This window comes from Campylobacter concisus, assembly GCF_002165775.1.
Classification (GTDB): domain Bacteria; phylum Campylobacterota; class Campylobacteria; order Campylobacterales; family Campylobacteraceae; genus Campylobacter_A; species Campylobacter_A concisus_E.
Window position 1 is genome coordinate 33,449 of record NZ_NDYP01000003.1, and the last position, 16,762, is coordinate 50,210.

Here is a 16,762-nt window from a genome sequence, read left to right on the forward strand (position 1 = left end):
ATTTTGAGATATTTTTTAGCGTTTTTTATTGCGATATTTATCTGCGGGTGTGGTTATAAGCCGGTTTCAAAGATCACACATGATCTAGTAGGTGATAAAATTTACGTTGATGTGATCATCAGTAAAGAAGAGCCAAAAAATAGTGTTTGGATAAAGGATGCTGTAAAAGAGGGCATGGTCGCAAGGCTAAATAAAAATTTATCAAGCAAAGAGAGTGCTGATACTTCGATAATTATTTCGGTAAAAGATTTAAATTACGAAGCAATTATTTATGACGAATTTGGCTACATTACGTCATACAAAGCACATTTAAACTTAAATTATAAGACTAAATTTAAAGATGGTAGCGTGGTTGATATTCCAGCCACTGGCGAGTATGACTTTAGTGTCGCAAGACGTCAAAAAGATGTAAGATTTGCTGATAGCGTTCTTAGTGATACTCAAAAATACGAAGCTATCAAAGAGGCATCAAAAGAGGCCTTTGATGAGTATATCGCAAGTTTAGCGGTAAAAGGATATAGAAATGGCAGCAGTAACCGTTAGTCAAATAGTCAAGGAAGCCTTAAATGAGATCAAAGATCGTCATTTGATGCTAACGCCAGAGAATTACACTGAAGTCTATAATGAAATTTCTAAAAAATATGGCTTTACAACAGAAGAGAGTAAAAAGATAGAAAAATATATCTCAAGGCTTGGTGATGAATATAAAAATCAAGCCCTAAGCCTTCATATAAAGACGGTCGATGAGTTTGTCGCTTTTATGACTGCTAGGCTCTCTAGAGGTGCTCAACAAGGAGCAGGACTTGCGGCTGACGATAAAAAATTACAATCACTAAACGCATTTGCTAGAAGAATTCTACAAGCTATCTCAATGCTTCACAATAAAGATGCAAAAAGCTTAGCAGAGCAAAGTATGCAGCTACTTGCTAGAAGATATGATGAGAAAAATCTTGAAGAAATGTGCCTTAGATGGTTTGACTTTGTTAGCTCTTACGACACTGAATTTTTAGAATTTTTAAAATATTATGGCGTGAGGGACTTTGATGATTTAAAGACAATGAGTTCTGAACTTGAGAAATTTCTTACACAAAAAGATGAAGATGGCGAAGAAGATGTTTTGATTCAGCTTTTAAGCCTTACTCTTGAACCTTCTATTACAAAGGATCTTGATGAAGAGCTTAGCGCGATAAGAAGTACTTTGAAACAAAATCCTAAAACCTTAAATAGCAAAGAATTTCAAGAAAAGGTAAAGGCATTTGTTGATCGCAGAATAGAAGAAGATAGAACGGAGATCATAGAAAAAGTTGGTTCGTTAAATAATGTCTTACAAAATATAAGCGAGAGAATTTCTGATATCGCGGTTAGTTCGCAAAGTAGTTCCGATAAAGTAAAAAGCATTAAAAATGATCTTAAAAATGTAAATTTAAATACAAATAGCATTGATCAAGTAAGAAGCATGCTTATTGAGATCGCTGGTGCTTTGGAGATCGAGAGTAAAGAGCTAGGTATCGAGATGCACAATAGGCAAGCTACTATCTTAGAGCTTCAAAATAGAGTGAACAGCCTTGAAAAAGAGCTTGAAGAAGCTAAGTTGGAGAGTAAAGAGGACTTTTTGACAAAAGTATCTACTAAGCGTGCTTTGATGAATGAGATTCAACGCATTGAAGAGGCATATAAACGCTATGGGACTGATTACTCTATATGCTTTGTTGATATTGATCATTTCAAAAGCATAAACGATACTTATGGGCATGAGGCTGGAGATGTTATTCTTTCAGCAGTGGCTCAAGTGCTTAAGAAAAATGCTAGAAAGGTTGATTTTGTTGGTAGATATGGCGGTGAAGAATTTGTAATCTTACTTCCAAGCACTGGCTTAAAAGATAGTGTTAAATTTGGAGATAAGCTAAGAAGTATGATAGAAAATTTCAAATTTATCTATAAAAATGAGCGTATTAAGGTTACTATCAGCTCTGGTATAGCGACAAGAAGTGCAAATTTAAGCGAGACGATGACGCTTGAAGCTGCTGATAAGATGCTTTATCTCTCAAAAGAAAATGGTAGAAATCAAGTAATGCCAAAGATAATCGAGGAAAAATGAGCCTAGCTAAATTTCTTGATGGCAAACCACTTTATTACAAAGAGATTGATTATGGCAGGATCATTAGAGCGTATGCGACTATAAAAGAGCATATAAAGCCATTTAAGATTATTCACATAATAGGCACAAATGGCAAAGGCAGCACCGGCCGCTTTTTAGCGCAAATTTTAAGCCAAAATGGTGCAAAAGTAGGGCACTACACGAGCCCACATATATTTAAATTTAATGAGCGATTTTGGCTAAATGGTGAGGTTGCTAGCGATGAAATTTTAGAGGCAGCTCATGAGCGTTTGCAAGCTCTTTTAAGCGACGAGTACAAGATAAAAACGAGCTATTTTGAGTATATGACGCTGCTTTCTGCGGTACTTTTTGAGGGTTGCGACTATTTTATCTGCGAGGCTGGCATGGGCGGTGTGCTTGATGCGACAAATGTCTTTGAAAAAGAGTTAAGTATTTTTACGCCCATCGGACTTGATCATACGGCAGTTCTTGGAGATAGTTTGGAAGAAATCTCACGCACGAAATTTGAGGCTATGGGCAAAAGAGCTATTTTAAATGATGAGATGAACGAGATAAGCGTTGCTATCGCAAAAGAGATCGCAAGCAAGAGGAGCTCAATTTTGAGCTTCCCAAGAGAAATTTTAACTGCTGAAAATTTAGACGAGATAGCAGGATATGCTGACAAATATAACTTGCCAGAATTTTTACGCTCAAATTTAACTCTAGCCTACGCTGCTGCTAAAATTTTAGATAACAGCATAGATATCAAAAAGCTTGGTGCCTTATCGCTTCGAGGTAGATGCGAAAAGATCGTTTCAAATTTATACGTTGATGTCGGTCACAACGAGCTTGGCGCAAAGGCTGTGGCTAAGAAATTTAGCTCTAAAGAGTTTAGTAACAAGAAGCTAACTCTAGTTTATAACTCATTTTTAGATAAAGATTTTAAGACGGTTTTGGCAGCTTTAAAGCCAGTCGTTGAGGATGTGCTGCTTTATCACTACCACTGCGAGGGCAGGGAGCTTGGCGGAGAGCTTATAAACAAGGCACTAAACGAGCTTGAAATTTCACATAGAGAGTTTGAGCCAAGCGATATGAACGATATAAAAGAGGCAAAAAACGGCAAAATTTACCTAGCATTTGGCTCGTTTCACCTAGCTGAAGCCTTTTTAAAAGAGTACTATGCAAGCAAAGGTCTATGAGTATCTTTTAACACACGCCCCACAAATTCTCATCTGCGAAGATGACAAAGAGGCGGCACTCTGCGCTGATGCGGCCAGTTTTACTGGCTTTAGCGCATTTAAACTACCTGATTTTAGAGCTAAAAAGGGTGATGATCTAAGAAGCTTTAACGAAGAGCTTTTTGAAATTTCATCCGTTCTTAGCAAATACTATAAATTTGATGGCAAAAAGATCATCATAAGCCCATTTAGCACGCTTTTAAACCCACTTCCAACGCAAAAAAACCTAGAAAGCTCAACAATCAAGCTAAAAGATAATATAAATTTAAACGAATTTGCCGACTTGCTCATACGCTTTGGTTACGAGTGCGTCGATATCGTTGAGAGCGTTGGCGAGTTTAGTATCCGTGGCGAAGTCATTGACATTTACGGCGTAAATATGGACGATCCAGTTAGAATTTTACTCTTTGGCGATGAGGTGGAGAGCATTAGAAACTATAACACCGCCACACAAATTAGCAACAAAGCTGAGTTAAGCGAAGCCGAGATCGTACCATTTATCGCAAATTTGAGCAAAGATGAGTTTGAAAAAGTTAGCCAAAAGATCGAGGATATGCAAAGCGATGCCTTGGTGAGTGATCTAAATTCGCTTGGATTTTGGGCGATAGATAGCTTTAGTGACTATTTAAAAGAATTTGACTCAAAACTTGTTAAAAAAATCGATTTTGAAATTTATGATGTGCCCAAGGAGAAATTTAAGGGCATTGAAATTTTGCCTGAGCCAAAGGTCTATAAAGACCTAGAAGTTACTTTAAATTTTGACTTTTTTGAGCTAAATAAGAGTAAAAGCATAACCGTTCTTTCAAGAAATGAGGGGCTTTTTAAGGGCTATGAGCTTGATGGATTTGCAAATGTCAAACTTGAAATTTCGCCCCTTGTAGTAAATTTAACCTCAAGCGACAAGATCGTAGTATCACTTAATAAATTTGAGAAAAAAAGGCGAGTTAAGCGCTCAAGCCTTGTGGTGGATGAGCTAAAAGTAAATGACTACGTCGTGCATGAAGATTATGGTATAGGCAGATTTTTGGGGCTTGAAAAGATCAAGGTTTTAGGCGCGACGAAGGAATTTGTGGTTATCGCCTACCAAAATGACGATAAGCTTCTTTTGCCAGTTGAACATCTAAATCTGATAGACCGCTACATCGCGCAAAATGGCTCTATGGCGGTGCTTGATCGCTTAGGCAAGGCAAATTTTGCCAAGATAAAAGAGAAGGTTAGAGAAAAACTCTTTGCGATCGCTTCAAAGATAGTCGCGATGGCAGCAAAAAGAGAGCTAATCGCAGGCAAAATTTTACAAAAAGAGGATATCTCTTATCTAAATTTCGTCCAAGATGCTGGTTTTTCATACACGAGCGATCAGCAAAAAGCAGTAAATGATATAAGAGATGAGCTAAAAAGCGGCAAGGTGATGGATAGGCTGCTTAGCGGAGATGTTGGCTTTGGTAAGACCGAAGTCGCGATGAATGCCATATTTACCTGCATAAAATCAGGCTTTAGCGCGTTTTTCTTCGTGCCAACGACACTTCTTAGCTCGCAGCACTACAAGACACTAAGCCAGAGGTTTAGCAAATTTGGCATAAAGGTCTTTAGGCTGGATCGCTTCTCAAGTACAAAAGAAAAGGCGAGCCTGCAAAAAGCGCTAAAAGAAAATGAGCCCATAGTTTGCGTGGGTACGCATGCGCTTCTTGGCGTAAAGGCTGAAAATTTAGGGCTTATAGTGGTTGATGAGGAGCATAAATTTGGCGTTAAGCAAAAAGAGCAGCTAAAAGAAATTTCTCAGCACTCACACATCTTAAGCATGAGCGCCACGCCGATACCAAGAAGCCTAAATATGGCGCTTAGTAAGATAAAAACATATAGCATTTTAGCCACTCCGCCAAGCTCGAGGCTGGATGTGAGAACAAGTGTGAGAGAGTGGGACGAAAAGGTCGTCAAAGAGGCGATCATGCGTGAGTTAAGACGCGGCGGGCAGACTTTTTACATTCACAACCATATCGCAGACATAGAGCAAACGGCAAATGATCTAAGGAAAATTTTGCCAAAGCTTAGGATTTTGATCCTGCATTCAAAGGTAAATGCGAAAGTTACTGAAGATGAGATGATGAAATTTGAGCAGGGTGAGTACGACTTGCTGCTTTGCACCAGTATCGTTGAAAGTGGCATTCATTTGCCAAATGCAAACACCATAATTGTAGAAAATGCCAATAAATTTGGCATGGCTGACCTGCACCAGCTGCGTGGACGAGTTGGCAGAAGCGACAAGCAGGCCTACTGCTACTTTTTGGTGGAAGATAAAAACGCCATTAGCAAAGACGCTCTAAAACGCCTTGTCGCACTTGAAGGCAACTCATTTTTGGGCGCTGGCTCAGTGTTAGCCTATCACGACCTTGAGATAAGAGGTGGTGGTAACATCATCGGCGAGGCACAAAGCGGCCACATTGAGGCTATCGGCTACTCGCTATATCTAAAAATGCTAGAAGATGAGATAAATAAGCTTCTAAATCAAGACTCTGCAAAGCTTGACAAGATCGATCTAAAACTTAGCGTAAGTGCCTTTTTAAATCAAGAATTTATAAGAGAAGATAGGCTAAGGCTTGAAATTTACAGGCGTCTTAGCAAGTGCAAAGAAGTGGGTGAGGTCTATGAGATACAAAGCGAGCTTGAGGATAGATTTGGCAAGATAGATATGTTTACAAAGCAGTTTTTAGACGTTATTATCATCAAAATTTTAGCTCTAAAAGCTGGCATAAAAACGATCTCAAATAGTGAGCAAAACATACTAATAACAAAAAATGACGATGAAAAGATCAGGCTAAAGTCACGTAGCAAGGATGATGACGATGTATTGGCTGAAATTTTGGTCTATCTAAGAAAGGATAAGAAGTGATAGATTGGGGCGTGAAGTATGCAGCGATTTACAGAAGTACAAAAGGTATGTTAAAACCAGTTGATGATATTGATTTTGTAGATATTGACTCACTTTATGGGCTGGAAAAACAAAAAGAAATTTTACTAAAAAATACTCTAAATTTTATAGAAGGCAAGGATGCGAACCACGTGCTTCTTTGGGGCGAGAGAGGATGTGGCAAGTCAAGCCTTGTAAGGGCTGTTTTTACTAAATTTTATAAAGAGGGACTTCGCATCATTGAGATCGGCTGCGAGGATCTAAAATACCTTGGCGATATCATCGATGAGATCAGAAAAAGCGAGTTTAAATTTATCATTTTTTGTGATGATCTAAGCTTTGAAAATGGCAGCAATGAGTATAAATTTCTAAAGCCTATAATGGACGGCTCTATCCAAAAGCCGCCAAAAAACGTACTTTTATACGCTACGTCAAACCGCAGACATCTAATAAGCGAGTTTAAAAGCGAGAATGAAAACTCAGAGCTAATAGACGGCGAAATCCACTACAGCGACGCAGCTCAGGAGAAAATTTCTCTCTCAGATCGCTTTGGTCTTTGGATCAGCTTTTATCAAGGCAACTACGACGAGTACCTAAAAATGGTTGATTTTTACTTTAAAGACTATAAAGGCAATAAAGACGAGCTTCATACGCTTGCTAAAAATTTTGCTACGCTAAGAGCTAGTAGAAGTGGCAGGACAGCAAAGCAGTTTTATCTTACTTTTAAAGAAAATTTAAAATGACTTCAACCGATCTATTTTTAATCTTGTTTAATCACAAAGACAAAAATTTTGATGAGCTAAAATGGCCAGGTGAGGGTACTTTTGAGGTTATTTTGGGTGCTATCCTAGTGCAAAATACCAACTGGAAAAACGTAGAAAAAGCATTAAATAATCTAAAAAATGCTGGCAAAGATAGTTTAGAAGGCATCTGTTCTCTTGAAAACAGCGAGCTTGCCACGCTTATAAAGCCAAGTGGCTTTTATAACACAAAAGCTAAACGGCTAAAGACGCTTTGCCAAGCCATAAGAAATGAATTTGAGGATTTTGAAAATTTCAAAGAAAATGTAAGTCGTGAGTGGCTCATAAGCGTAAAAGGCGTTGGAGCCGAGACTTGTGATGCGATACTGGCATATGCTTGTGGCAAGCCATATATGGTCGTTGATGCTTACGCACTTAGGATAATGGCATATTTTGACTATACTTTTGAGAGCTACGACGAGGCTGCTGAGTGGTTTAGCTCGCTTGATTATGATGAAATTTATAAAATTCTTGATAGCGAGGAATTTGATGAGGTTGAAATTTTAAAACTCTATCACGCTCTTATTTTGGAGTTTTGTAAAGAGAATTTCAAAGGTAAAATTTTAAGCCAAAATGGCCAAAAAATATTAAGCAGCATTAAAAATTAAACTACTAATATGTAACAAATCTTTATAAATTTGCCAAAGATTGGGGCTTTTTATAATCTATTTTAAAATTCTGTGCTAAATTTACACAAAATTTATCTTATTTAATTTAGGAGGAGTGATGATTTACGATAACATCGTTAAAACGATTGGTAATACACCTATTGTAAAGATAAAAACAGGTGCTGATGAAGCCGAAATTTACGTAAAATTAGAGTTTTTTAATCCAGGTGGCTCTGTAAAAGATAGGATCGCGTTTAATATGATAACCAAAATGCTAGCTGACGGTACGCTAAAACATGGCGATACGATCGTTGAGCCAACGAGCGGAAATACTGGCATTGGTGTAGCGATGTGCGGTGCTGCACTTGGTTTTAAAGTGATACTTTGCATGCCAGAGAGCATGAGTATCGAAAGACGCAAGATCGTTGCTGCTTATGGCGCACAGCTTGAGCTTACTCCTGCGTCTGGTGGCATGAAAGCAGCGATCGCAAGAGCTACAGAGCTAGCAACTCAGCCAAATCACGTAATGCTAAGCCAGTTTGAAAACAAGTATAACCCACAAGCTCACGAACTAACAACAGCAGCTGAAATTGTGGCTGATTTTAGTAAGCTTGATGCATTTGTAGCTGGCGTTGGCACAGGTGGCACAATAAGTGGCGTAGCAAAAATTTTAAAAGAAAAAGGATATGATACTAAGATCATCGCAGTAGAGCCTGAAGCATCGCCGGTTTTAAGTGGTGGCAACCCAGGACCACATAAAATTCAAGGCATTGGAGCAGGATTTTTACCAAATACTATGAATATGAGCTTAGTTAGCGAGGTAGAAAAAGTAAGCAACGATGACGCACTAAACGCAGCTAGAGCAATTGCAAAAAGTGATGGACTCATGATAGGTATAAGTGGTGGTGCTGCTTACGTGGCTGCAAAAAGAGTAGCTAAAAGACTTGGCGCTGGCAAAAAAGTACTTTTCATAGCTCCAGATAATGGCGAAAGATACTTAAGCACAGAGCTTTACGGAGCATAAAAATATGTGGGAGAGTCTAAAGGAGCTAGTTCAAACTGTTCGTGAAAAAGACCCATCGGTACATAAGTGTTGCTTTTTGGCAATACTTATAAACACTCCTGGTATTCATGCGGTTTTATTTCATAAAATATCTCATTTTTTATATAAAAAAGAGCATTTTTTTCTAGCTAGGCTCATCTCGCAAATTGCAAGATTTTTAACGGGCATCGAGATCCACCCAAGCGCAAAGATCGGTAGGAGATTTTTCATAGATCATGGTATGGGTGTGGTTATCGGTGAGACAGCTGAGATAGGCGATGATGTAATGATGTATCATCAAGTAACACTTGGAGGCACTGGAAAAGAGTGTGGCAAAAGACATCCGACTGTAAAAAATGGTGTGACTATCGCAGCTGGCTCAAAGATACTAGGTGCCATAACGATCGGTGAAAATGCTAAGATCGGTGCAAACTCAGTCGTGTTAAAAAATGTCCCAGCAAACGCAACAGTCGTTGGTATACCAGCAAGAATAGTTCGGGTAAATGGGACAAAATTTGAACCAGAGTTTATTATCTAATCTCAAAGATTAGATAAATTTATTCTTACTTTTTATGCTTTAAAATTTGAGCATAAATTTCGTCTTTTAGTTTTAACTTCTCTTTCTTTAAATTATCAATTTCAGATGGTTTTGCTAGGTTGTCGTCTATTTTTTTATTTAGCTCATCATGTTTTTTGCAAAGAGTAGCAAAACGAGCATCGGTTTTCTTTAGCTCATTTATAAGGTCTGTATATTCATGTAACATATTGGCTCCTATAAAAATTTGAGAAATTTTATCAAGACTTTGTAAATGCTTGGATATAAAAAAGGTGCCAAGACATTACTTAAATTTTTAAAAAGAGTAAGTAGAAAAATTTATTTTATACGTATTTGAATTCTTCAGGTTTGTGTTTGCTTTTTACAACACGCTTGGTTAGACGTATTCCATCAACGGTGCCGATGACTAAAAGCTTTGATCCTGTTCCTACTAATGTGTCACCATTTGGCATTGGTACAAAATTATTATTTATATCTCTAATGCCCACTATATCTGCATTTGTTATGTTTCGTAGATGAGTCTCTTTTAATCTTTTGAATCTTATCCAAGAGTAATCAGGCACAAGAATTTCTTCTATATCGATAGGTGAATTTTTTGTATACAAAAACTGTTCTAATAAATTTTCCATGTCCGGCCTTACGCTCATGGCACTTAACCGCTGCGCGACTAAGCGAGATGGACTTACCACATTGTCAGCGCCTAATTTTTTTAATCTTTGCGTATCGTCTTCTGTCTCTGCATTTGTGATGATATGATAAGGCTTTCTGCGGCCTATCTCTTTTTCATAAAGTCTTACAGATGCTATAAGGGCGATGTTATCAGCAATATTTGAGCTAAGAGTTATAAGACCTTTTGCGCTTGATAGATGTGTTTTTAAAAAGGCAATTTGCGTGTGTGGCTGAGCTTTTATGAAATATGGGTATTTATAAATTTGAGCTAGCTCTGCGATATCTTCTCTATCATCAACCACTACAAAAGGTATATGATTTTCGCGAAATTGAGCACTAAGTTCGATTGTGTATAGATTGTGATAACAAATAACGAAGTGATTTTTTAGTCTTGCGATCCTATAAAGCATGCGTCGTTCCTTTAAAATGCTAATTAATGTGCCTCTTTTTAAAACCTCAACCACAATACCGATCGATAGTGTAAATATGATAAAACCAATAAGTATAAACGTGATAGTAAAAATTCTGCCCTTTGGAGTTATTGGAGCAACTTCGGTAAAACCAACTGTTGTAAAAGTCATGCCAGCTTGGTAAAAGGCATCTATTAGCGAGAAATTATCTATTAAGACATAACCTAATGTTCCAAAAAGTAACAGTAATACGACTGAAATTAGTGGAAATCTAAAAGGTTTTAATTGTTCGTAAAGCTCAGTATCTAGGCTTATTTCTGGTTTTGTAGAGTTTGACCAGTTGAGGAATTTTAAAAGTCTTGAGAGAAAAGACATAAATTCCTCTTCATTTTATATTCTTAGTTTGATTGTTTTTTCATCGTTCTTAGAGTAGAAGCAGCAACTTTTATCTTTCTTGTAGTACCATCTTCTAGTGTAACGCGAATCGTTCTAAGATTTGGCAAGAATCTTCTTTTAGTTTTGTTGTTAGCGTGGCTCACATTGTTGCCTATCATCGGTCCTTTGCCTGTTATCGCACATCTTTTTGACATTTTTTTTCCTTATAAACAAAAATTTCTGCTGATTTTATCTAAAACAAACAAAAGTAATGCTTAAATAGATTCTTTTTTAAAAGAATTGATTTTTATTAATAATCTAGATAAAATAACACCTTTGCCTATAATTATAAATAGCAAAAATATTTAGAAATCTTGAGTGATACAAAATGCTTAGTAAAGAGTTGATCGAAAAAAATGTTGATTTTGTTTTACAGATGCCAACTCTTTTTGAAAAGATCGAGCACTTTTTGTTAGCTGGTAATGTAACTGAGGCAGTTGCTACTTTACAAAATATAGCATCTTTTAAAACTTATTTTAGCTCCATTTTTAAGCGTGCAAAATTTGATATTCCTTATGATGGCGACGATTTGGTAGTAATAGCAAATATGCTTGGCATTGATACCTTTAGGGCGATAGTGCTTTCTTATTTTATATTTTTAAAATCCCCAAAAATTTATAAGGTATTTAATTTTAAAATCGTCGATTTGATCGAGCTTAATGCTAAAATTTTATCAGATTGGCTAAAGATATTAAATTCTTTTAAAGAAAAACACTATAACTATTTATCGCTTGCTCCGTATTCTATTGCCTGTATTATAGTGTGTGAGAATTTATTTTCGAAATTTCCATCTTATATGTCAGATGTTATTTCGTATTCTGACGTAAGCTATAATAAAATTTTGCAAAAAAAATATGGCTTTAGTCTTTGGGATATTTTTTTAAAAGCAATGAATATGAGTAAGCAATCATTAAGCAAGATTGATAAAGAGATGCTTTGTTTTTTTGAAATTTTACTCTCTTATGAGTCCAGCAGGCCTGAATTTTATGATTTTGGAGTTGATAAAATTTTAGATATCAATGTTTATCCAGAGATGCAAACCATTATATTTATTAAAAAAGCTCTACAAAAATGAAATTAACTTTTAATGGTTCAATGGCTATTATAAGGCCCTTTGGTTTTTTGGAAGCAGAGAATGTTCCATTAAAATTAAGTGAAAAATATATAAACCAAATTTCATCGCGCGATATCAGCGCTATACTGCTCTCACTAAAAAATGTTACATTTTTTAGTCCTATTTGGCTTGGTAGAATAATTGAAAATTTAAGCGAAGAAGCACAAAAGCTTGGCGTGGTATTTGCGATTTGCGATTACAATGAAATTTTTTATGAATTGATGATGAAAACAGTTAAGAATATTTTAAATATTTCAATGTTTGAAAGTGAAAATATCGCAAGCTTGTTTTTAAATAAATTTCTAAACAATGCAAATGACAAAGTTTTCATTTATAACTCAACTGAGCAGTATAAGCACTATTTGGCTAATTATCTCAAAAATCGCTCATTTGATGTGGTTGAGGCTAGAGATGCGACCGAATTTAATAAAAAAAAGAATTTATATGGTTATGCAGTGTCACAGCTAAATCATGTGAGATTAAGACAAAATCAGATAGATACTTTTATAAAAGATGGTGTCGTTGTTTATGCCATAAAAAGTTTTATGGACTCAGATTTTATCGAAGATTTTGATATGTCAGCTCATGACATTATGCTAAAAATCGGATATAAATTTTTTATTTTATGGGTAAATATTTCTGGTGCTTTAAATATAAGGGGTGCAAAATTTCTAATCAAACTTGCTAGCATTAGCAAAAGATCAGGTGCATTTATTTCGCTTTGTGGCATAAACGAATCAAATTTATCTATCGAATTAGTAACATACCTTAAAGATGCAAATATATTTATCTATAAAAATTTAAATGACTTTTACAAAGACGACACTATTTTTTATCTTAAAAAAAGAGAGTTTGATGCAGAGCCAGTAGATATTAATAAGAGCGTTGCTCAAATTTCATCTTATGTGACGCAAATTGCGAGCAAAATTATCTCACAATTAGCAGAAGAAGAAATTTTGTGTGTTGATACCAAAGTTAGTGCGCTTGACATAGAGGATGAGTGCGATTATTTGCGTATTTGTGTTCAGTGTTATGGTGATATTTACGCAAGAGTGCTATTTGGAGTAAAAAAAGATAAATTAGACAAAATTTGCTCTATTTTTATGCCTGAAGGCGATGATTCAAATGATTATTTAAGTGGATATTCTCAAATTTTTAGTATCATTACAGATAAATTTTTGACTCATCTTTGGCAAAAAGGCATAAAAGCAAAAGTTAGCTTGCCTAAAATTTTATCTGATGATGTTTTTTTTGATCACAATAGTGTAGGCATCATGAATAGACTAGATGTAAAAGATGATGAAATAGGCTTTGTATTTGTAACCAAGTAAGGAGAAGAAATGTATGTTGCACCTAGTATTTTATCGGCTGATTTTGGAAATTTGGCAGCTGAGATAAGAGCCATTTGCGAGGCTGGGTGCGATCTGGTGCATGTTGATGTTATGGATGGGCATTTTGTGCCAAATTTAACCATCGGACCAGTCGTTGTAAATGCCGTTGCAAAAGCAGCCACAAGGCCACTTGATATACATTTGATGGTTGAGAATAACTCATTTTTTGCTGGTCTTTTTTTGCCGCTAAAACCAAAATTTCTAACCTTTCACATTGAAGAAGAGAAGCACCCATTAAGGCTCATCGATCACATCAGGAAAAATGACGTTAGCCCTGGCATCGTGCTAAATCCACACACGCCAGTTAGCGTGATCGAGCATATCATAGATGAAGTCGATATGGTGCTTTTGATGAGTGTAAATCCTGGCTTTGGCGGTCAAAAATTTATGCCAGTCGTGCTTGAGAAAACAAGGGCGCTAAGAGAGCTGATAGAACGAAAAAACGCTAAGTGTCTTATTGAAGTAGATGGCGGCGTAAACGGACTAAATGCACCTGATCTTGAAGAGGCCGGAGCTGACATCTTGGTAGCTGGCAACTACATCTTCTCATCAAATTCTTACGAACAAGCCATTCGCGCCATAAAGCTTGAGTTTTGAAACCAAAAAAACAGCGTTTAGAAAATAGCATAGAAATTTTAGCTAGGCAAAATTTAGGCTATCATGAGTTTATTTTAAGATTTAGCGATATTGAAGAAATTGCATCACTTATTGACGTGCGCGACCTTGATATGTGGCGAACTCTTGGGCTTGACATCACTAGAAATGAAGAGAATGAGATTGAGCTTGGTACGAGATTTAGAGATATTGGTGATCAGGAATTTTGCGTGGTTGATATCGAAACGACTGGTGGTACGACGAGCGGACAGATCATTGAAATCGGCTCAATCAAAATGAAAAATGGCGTTGAGATAGGGCGTTTTGAAAGCTTTGTGGCAGCTAATGTAGTGCCTGAAAATATCACCGAGCTAACCGGCATAAAGGCGAGCGATCTAGTTGGTGCGCCAAATTTACTAAATGTGCTTGAGCGGTTTAAAATTTTTCTAGGAACTAGCGTCTTTATCGCGCACAACGTAAATTTTGACTATGGCTTTATCTCTCACAGCTTAAATGAGATCGGCCTTGGCATGTTGCTAAACAGAAAGCTTTGTACCATCGATCTTAGTCGCCGCACTATCGCTTCGCAAAAATATGGCCTTGGTTCACTAAAAGAGCTTCTTGGTATAAACAATACCCACCACAGAGCGCTAAACGACGCAATAGCTGCAGCTGAAATTTTTAAAGTTTGTCTCACGCGCCTACCTTTTAGTATCCAAACCACAGAGGATCTCATAAGCTTTAGCAAAACAGCTCCAAGCGTGAAGCTAAAACCTGAACCAGTTTTGTGTGCAAATTAGCGATAAAAAATTATCCACAATCCTACATTAATTTTTATGCGATCTTTTTTTTAAAGGATTGTGGGGAGTTTGCTAAATTTTACAAAAAATGAGGCAAATGAGCCAGAAAAATCCTATTTCAAATTTTATCTCAGCTGACGATGAGATGCTTACTTTTTTGTTAAATTTTAGCAATAAGTGGTGCGTGAGTAACGATGGAGCGGAGTTTATAGAACAAAATTTGACCTTTATTGGCTCAAAGCCAGTTTTACAAAATTTAAAAGATTACAAAATGGCTGAATATAAAAATTTTGCAGACATTAAAAAATTCCTCAGCTCAAATCCAAGCATCAAAAGTAAAATTTTAAGTGGCGATATAAACTACATCGGCGACAACTTAACAAATATAGAGATTAAATTTGAGCCTGAGGATTTTTACGATTTTTTAAAATTTATAGTTGAAAATATCCCAGAGCATCACTATTTTTGTAGTCCCAAGGAGGGCTGGATATTGTTTATTGCGATGGAGGGATGTGTGGAATTTGGTGTTTTGCACTAATGAATTTATTAAATTTGTTTTTAAGCAGTTGTCTAAATTTGTCCACAAAGGCAAAACGCAAAAGCAAATTCTTTCCGTAAAGATTCTTAAAATTAACAAAAAGTTAGGATCGCATGTCAACACCTCTTATTGCTAGCAAAATTTAATCAATTTTTTTATATAATCCCTATTTTTCACAAAGGCAAAAAGATGAATAGAAAATCTTGGAGTTCAAGGCTCACATACATTTTAGCTGTTGCAGGAGCTACGGTCGGCTTTGGTGCGACGTGGCGTTTTCCGTATCTAGTCGGGCAAAACGGCGGCGGCGCCTATGTTTTAATATTTTGCATAGCAATGATTGTTATAGGGATTCCTATGATTTTAGTTGAAAACGCGATCGGTAGACGTCTAAAATGCAACGCTGTGGATGCTTTTGGTGGATCAATAAATGGCAAAAAGATTAGCAAAAAGTGGCAGATCGTTGGCTGGATGGGGCTTGTTGGCGCATTTGGCATTATGGCTTACTACATGGTTATTGGCGGCTGGGTGCTAAACTATATCGCGCAAATTTCATTTGGTTTGCTTGATCTCTCGCATGTGGTTAGTTTTGAGGAGACAAGTGCATTTTATGAGCAAAATATCGTAAGCAATCCACTTGCTATAAGCTTTGCGACGCTTGTTTTTGTGCTGGTTAATTACGCTATTTTGGTGCAGGGTGCGGTCGGCGGTATCGAGCGATCAGCGAAATTTTTAATGCCACTACTTTTTATTTTAATGCTTATTATGATTGCTAAAAATATCACGCTAGATGGTGCAATAGAGGGCGTAAAATTTTACTTAACACCTAACTTTTCAAAGATAAACTTAAAGCTTTTCGTTGATGTTTTGGGGCAGGTCTTTTTTGCTCTTTCGCTTGGATTTGGTGTGATGATCACTCTTTCTAGCTTTGTGAAAAAGGACGAAGGGCTGGTTAAAATTTCTATCATTACAGGCATTTTAAATACGGTAATCGCTGTGCTTGCAGGCTTTATGATATTCCCTTCTCTTTTTAGCTATGGTGTATCGCCAGATAGTGGCCCAAGTTTGGTATTTAAATCACTACCAATTGTTTTTTCTCACATGCCATTTGGTGGTTTTTTTGCGGTTGCGTTTTTTACACTATTAATGATCGCTGCACTTACGACATCACTACCAATATATGAAGTAATAATCACAACACTTCAAGAAAAATTTAAGATAAAACGCAAGAAAGCAATATTTTTAGTTCTTGGAGGCATATTTATTTTAGGAAATTTACCTTCGCTGATGGCCACAAATATACTAAGCCATGTAAGCATTTTTGGTAAGAATATTTTTGATGCATATGATTCAATAAGTGCAACGATATTTTTTGTATTTACCTCATTTGGTTGTGCTATATTTGTAGGTTGGGTGCTAAAAGATGATGCAAAAAAAGAGATTTTGCAAGGTAGTGAAAAACATGCAAAATTAATAAATGTCTGGTTTTGGTATATAAAATTTGTCGTGCCGTTTATCATTTTGGTGCTTTTTATCAGCTCGTTTTACGATAATTTTTTAAAATAGG

General features: G+C 36.5%; 17 protein-coding genes. 14 read left to right on the plus strand and 3 right to left on the minus strand.

The window, feature by feature from the left end:
• The first annotated feature begins 3 nt into the window (after nucleotides 1–3).
• The 8 genes from lptE to epsC all read left to right on the plus strand — a co-directional run bounded on the left by lptE (nucleotide 4) and on the right by epsC (nucleotide 9,229).
• Nucleotides 4–543: an LPS assembly lipoprotein LptE gene (gene lptE, locus B9N66_RS03460; RefSeq protein ID WP_087579903.1), complete on the plus strand. Its 540-nt coding sequence runs from the start codon at nucleotides 4–6 to the stop codon at nucleotides 541–543.
• Entirely contained in the window at nucleotides 524–2,098 is a 1,575-nt protein-coding gene (locus B9N66_RS03465) for a GGDEF domain-containing protein (protein WP_087579904.1), read from the plus strand. Before lptE ends, B9N66_RS03465 begins: the two co-directional genes overlap by 20 nt.
• Nucleotides 2,095–3,297, plus strand: a complete 1,203-nt coding sequence (locus B9N66_RS03470) for a Mur ligase family protein (protein WP_087579905.1) — start codon at nucleotides 2,095–2,097, stop codon at nucleotides 3,295–3,297. Before B9N66_RS03465 ends, B9N66_RS03470 begins: the two co-directional genes overlap by 4 nt.
• Nucleotides 3,278–6,223 carry a transcription-repair coupling factor gene (gene mfd / locus B9N66_RS03475; RefSeq protein ID WP_087579906.1) on the plus strand — a complete coding sequence of 982 codons (2,946 nt, stop codon included), beginning with the start codon at nucleotides 3,278–3,280 and terminating at the stop codon, nucleotides 6,221–6,223. The genes B9N66_RS03470 and mfd overlap by 20 nt, the downstream gene beginning before the upstream one ends.
• Nucleotides 6,220–6,984 (plus strand): ATP-binding protein, encoded by a 765-nt coding sequence (locus B9N66_RS03480; RefSeq protein WP_087579907.1) that lies wholly within the window; start codon nucleotides 6,220–6,222, stop codon nucleotides 6,982–6,984. Before mfd ends, B9N66_RS03480 begins: the two co-directional genes overlap by 4 nt.
• Nucleotides 6,981–7,649, plus strand: a complete 669-nt coding sequence (locus B9N66_RS03485; protein WP_087579908.1) for an endonuclease III domain-containing protein — start codon at nucleotides 6,981–6,983, stop codon at nucleotides 7,647–7,649. Before B9N66_RS03480 ends, B9N66_RS03485 begins: the two co-directional genes overlap by 4 nt.
• 118 nt (nucleotides 7,650–7,767) lie before the next feature.
• Nucleotides 7,768–8,673: a cysteine synthase A gene (gene cysK / locus B9N66_RS03490; protein WP_087579909.1), complete on the plus strand. Its 906-nt coding sequence runs from the start codon at nucleotides 7,768–7,770 to the stop codon at nucleotides 8,671–8,673.
• A gap of 4 nt (nucleotides 8,674–8,677) precedes the next feature.
• Nucleotides 8,678–9,229, plus strand: coding sequence for a serine O-acetyltransferase EpsC (epsC, locus tag B9N66_RS03495; RefSeq protein WP_087579910.1), 552 nt, complete (start codon nucleotides 8,678–8,680; stop codon nucleotides 9,227–9,229).
• Nucleotides 9,230–9,254: 25 nt separating this feature from the next.
• Here epsC and B9N66_RS03500 read toward each other — a convergent pair whose 3' ends face one another.
• From B9N66_RS03500 to rpmB, 3 genes are all read right to left on the minus strand, one after another.
• Complete coding sequence (locus tag B9N66_RS03500; protein ID WP_084108294.1) at nucleotides 9,255–9,455, minus strand: YdcH family protein; 201 nt, start codon at nucleotides 9,453–9,455, stop codon at nucleotides 9,255–9,257.
• Nucleotides 9,456–9,570: 115 nt separating this feature from the next.
• Complete coding sequence (locus B9N66_RS03505; RefSeq protein WP_021090478.1) at nucleotides 9,571–10,701, minus strand: potassium channel family protein; 1,131 nt, start codon at nucleotides 10,699–10,701, stop codon at nucleotides 9,571–9,573.
• A 23-nt stretch (nucleotides 10,702–10,724) separates the two neighbouring features.
• Nucleotides 10,725–10,916, minus strand: a complete 192-nt coding sequence (gene rpmB / locus B9N66_RS03510; protein WP_021090707.1) for a 50S ribosomal protein L28 — start codon at nucleotides 10,914–10,916, stop codon at nucleotides 10,725–10,727.
• 173 nt (nucleotides 10,917–11,089) lie between these two features.
• Here rpmB and B9N66_RS03515 point away from each other — a divergent pair, with 173 nt between their 5' ends.
• From B9N66_RS03515 to B9N66_RS03540, 6 genes are all read left to right on the plus strand, one after another.
• Entirely contained in the window at nucleotides 11,090–11,836 is a 747-nt protein-coding gene (locus B9N66_RS03515; protein ID WP_087579911.1) for a hypothetical protein, read from the plus strand.
• A complete protein-coding gene (locus tag B9N66_RS03520) occupies nucleotides 11,833–13,206 on the plus strand; it encodes an anti-sigma factor antagonist (RefSeq protein WP_087579912.1) in 1,374 nt (457 codons plus the stop codon). The genes B9N66_RS03515 and B9N66_RS03520 overlap by 4 nt, the downstream gene beginning before the upstream one ends.
• A gap of 9 nt (nucleotides 13,207–13,215) precedes the next feature.
• Nucleotides 13,216–13,863 carry a ribulose-phosphate 3-epimerase gene (rpe, locus tag B9N66_RS03525; RefSeq protein WP_087579913.1) on the plus strand — a complete coding sequence of 216 codons (648 nt, stop codon included), beginning with the start codon at nucleotides 13,216–13,218 and terminating at the stop codon, nucleotides 13,861–13,863.
• Nucleotides 13,860–14,660, plus strand: a complete 801-nt coding sequence (locus tag B9N66_RS03530; protein ID WP_087579914.1) for a 3'-5' exonuclease — start codon at nucleotides 13,860–13,862, stop codon at nucleotides 14,658–14,660. Before rpe ends, B9N66_RS03530 begins: the two co-directional genes overlap by 4 nt.
• Before the next feature lie 97 nt (nucleotides 14,661–14,757).
• The gene (locus tag B9N66_RS03535) at nucleotides 14,758–15,198 is read left to right on the plus strand and encodes a hypothetical protein (protein WP_087580185.1); all 441 of its coding nucleotides are present in this window, start codon (nucleotides 14,758–14,760) and stop codon (nucleotides 15,196–15,198) included.
• Nucleotides 15,199–15,387: 189 nt separating this feature from the next.
• Nucleotides 15,388–16,761: a sodium-dependent transporter gene (locus B9N66_RS03540; RefSeq protein ID WP_087579915.1), complete on the plus strand. Its 1,374-nt coding sequence runs from the start codon at nucleotides 15,388–15,390 to the stop codon at nucleotides 16,759–16,761.
• Nucleotide 16,762: the final 1 nt, after the last annotated feature.

What these genes read in the sequence shown, in the direction of transcription:
- B9N66_RS03465 (WP_087579904.1), top strand. Translation starts at nt 524, where the DNA reads ATGGCAGCAGTAACCGTTAGTCAAATAGTCAAGGAAGCCTTAAATGAG.
- B9N66_RS03470 (WP_087579905.1), top strand. Translation starts at nt 2,095, where the DNA reads ATGAGCCTAGCTAAATTTCTTGATGGCAAACCACTTTATTACAAAGAG.
- mfd (WP_087579906.1), top strand. Translation starts at nt 3,278, where the DNA reads ATGCAAGCAAAGGTCTATGAGTATCTTTTAACACACGCCCCACAAATT.
- B9N66_RS03485 (WP_087579908.1), top strand. Translation starts at nt 6,981, where the DNA reads ATGACTTCAACCGATCTATTTTTAATCTTGTTTAATCACAAAGACAAA.
- cysK (WP_087579909.1), top strand. Translation starts at nt 7,768, where the DNA reads ATGATTTACGATAACATCGTTAAAACGATTGGTAATACACCTATTGTA.
- epsC (WP_087579910.1), top strand. Translation starts at nt 8,678, where the DNA reads ATGTGGGAGAGTCTAAAGGAGCTAGTTCAAACTGTTCGTGAAAAAGAC.
- B9N66_RS03500 (WP_084108294.1), bottom strand. Translation starts at nt 9,455, where the DNA reads ATGTTACATGAATATACAGACCTTATAAATGAGCTAAAGAAAACCGAT.
- B9N66_RS03505 (WP_021090478.1), bottom strand. Translation starts at nt 10,701, where the DNA reads ATGTCTTTTCTCTCAAGACTTTTAAAATTCCTCAACTGGTCAAACTCT.
- rpmB (WP_021090707.1), bottom strand. Translation starts at nt 10,916, where the DNA reads ATGTCAAAAAGATGTGCGATAACAGGCAAAGGACCGATGATAGGCAAC.
- B9N66_RS03515 (WP_087579911.1), top strand. Translation starts at nt 11,090, where the DNA reads ATGCTTAGTAAAGAGTTGATCGAAAAAAATGTTGATTTTGTTTTACAG.
- B9N66_RS03520 (WP_087579912.1), top strand. Translation starts at nt 11,833, where the DNA reads ATGAAATTAACTTTTAATGGTTCAATGGCTATTATAAGGCCCTTTGGT.
- rpe (WP_087579913.1), top strand. Translation starts at nt 13,216, where the DNA reads ATGTATGTTGCACCTAGTATTTTATCGGCTGATTTTGGAAATTTGGCA.
- B9N66_RS03535 (WP_087580185.1), top strand. Translation starts at nt 14,758, where the DNA reads ATGAGCCAGAAAAATCCTATTTCAAATTTTATCTCAGCTGACGATGAG.
- B9N66_RS03540 (WP_087579915.1), top strand. Translation starts at nt 15,388, where the DNA reads ATGAATAGAAAATCTTGGAGTTCAAGGCTCACATACATTTTAGCTGTT.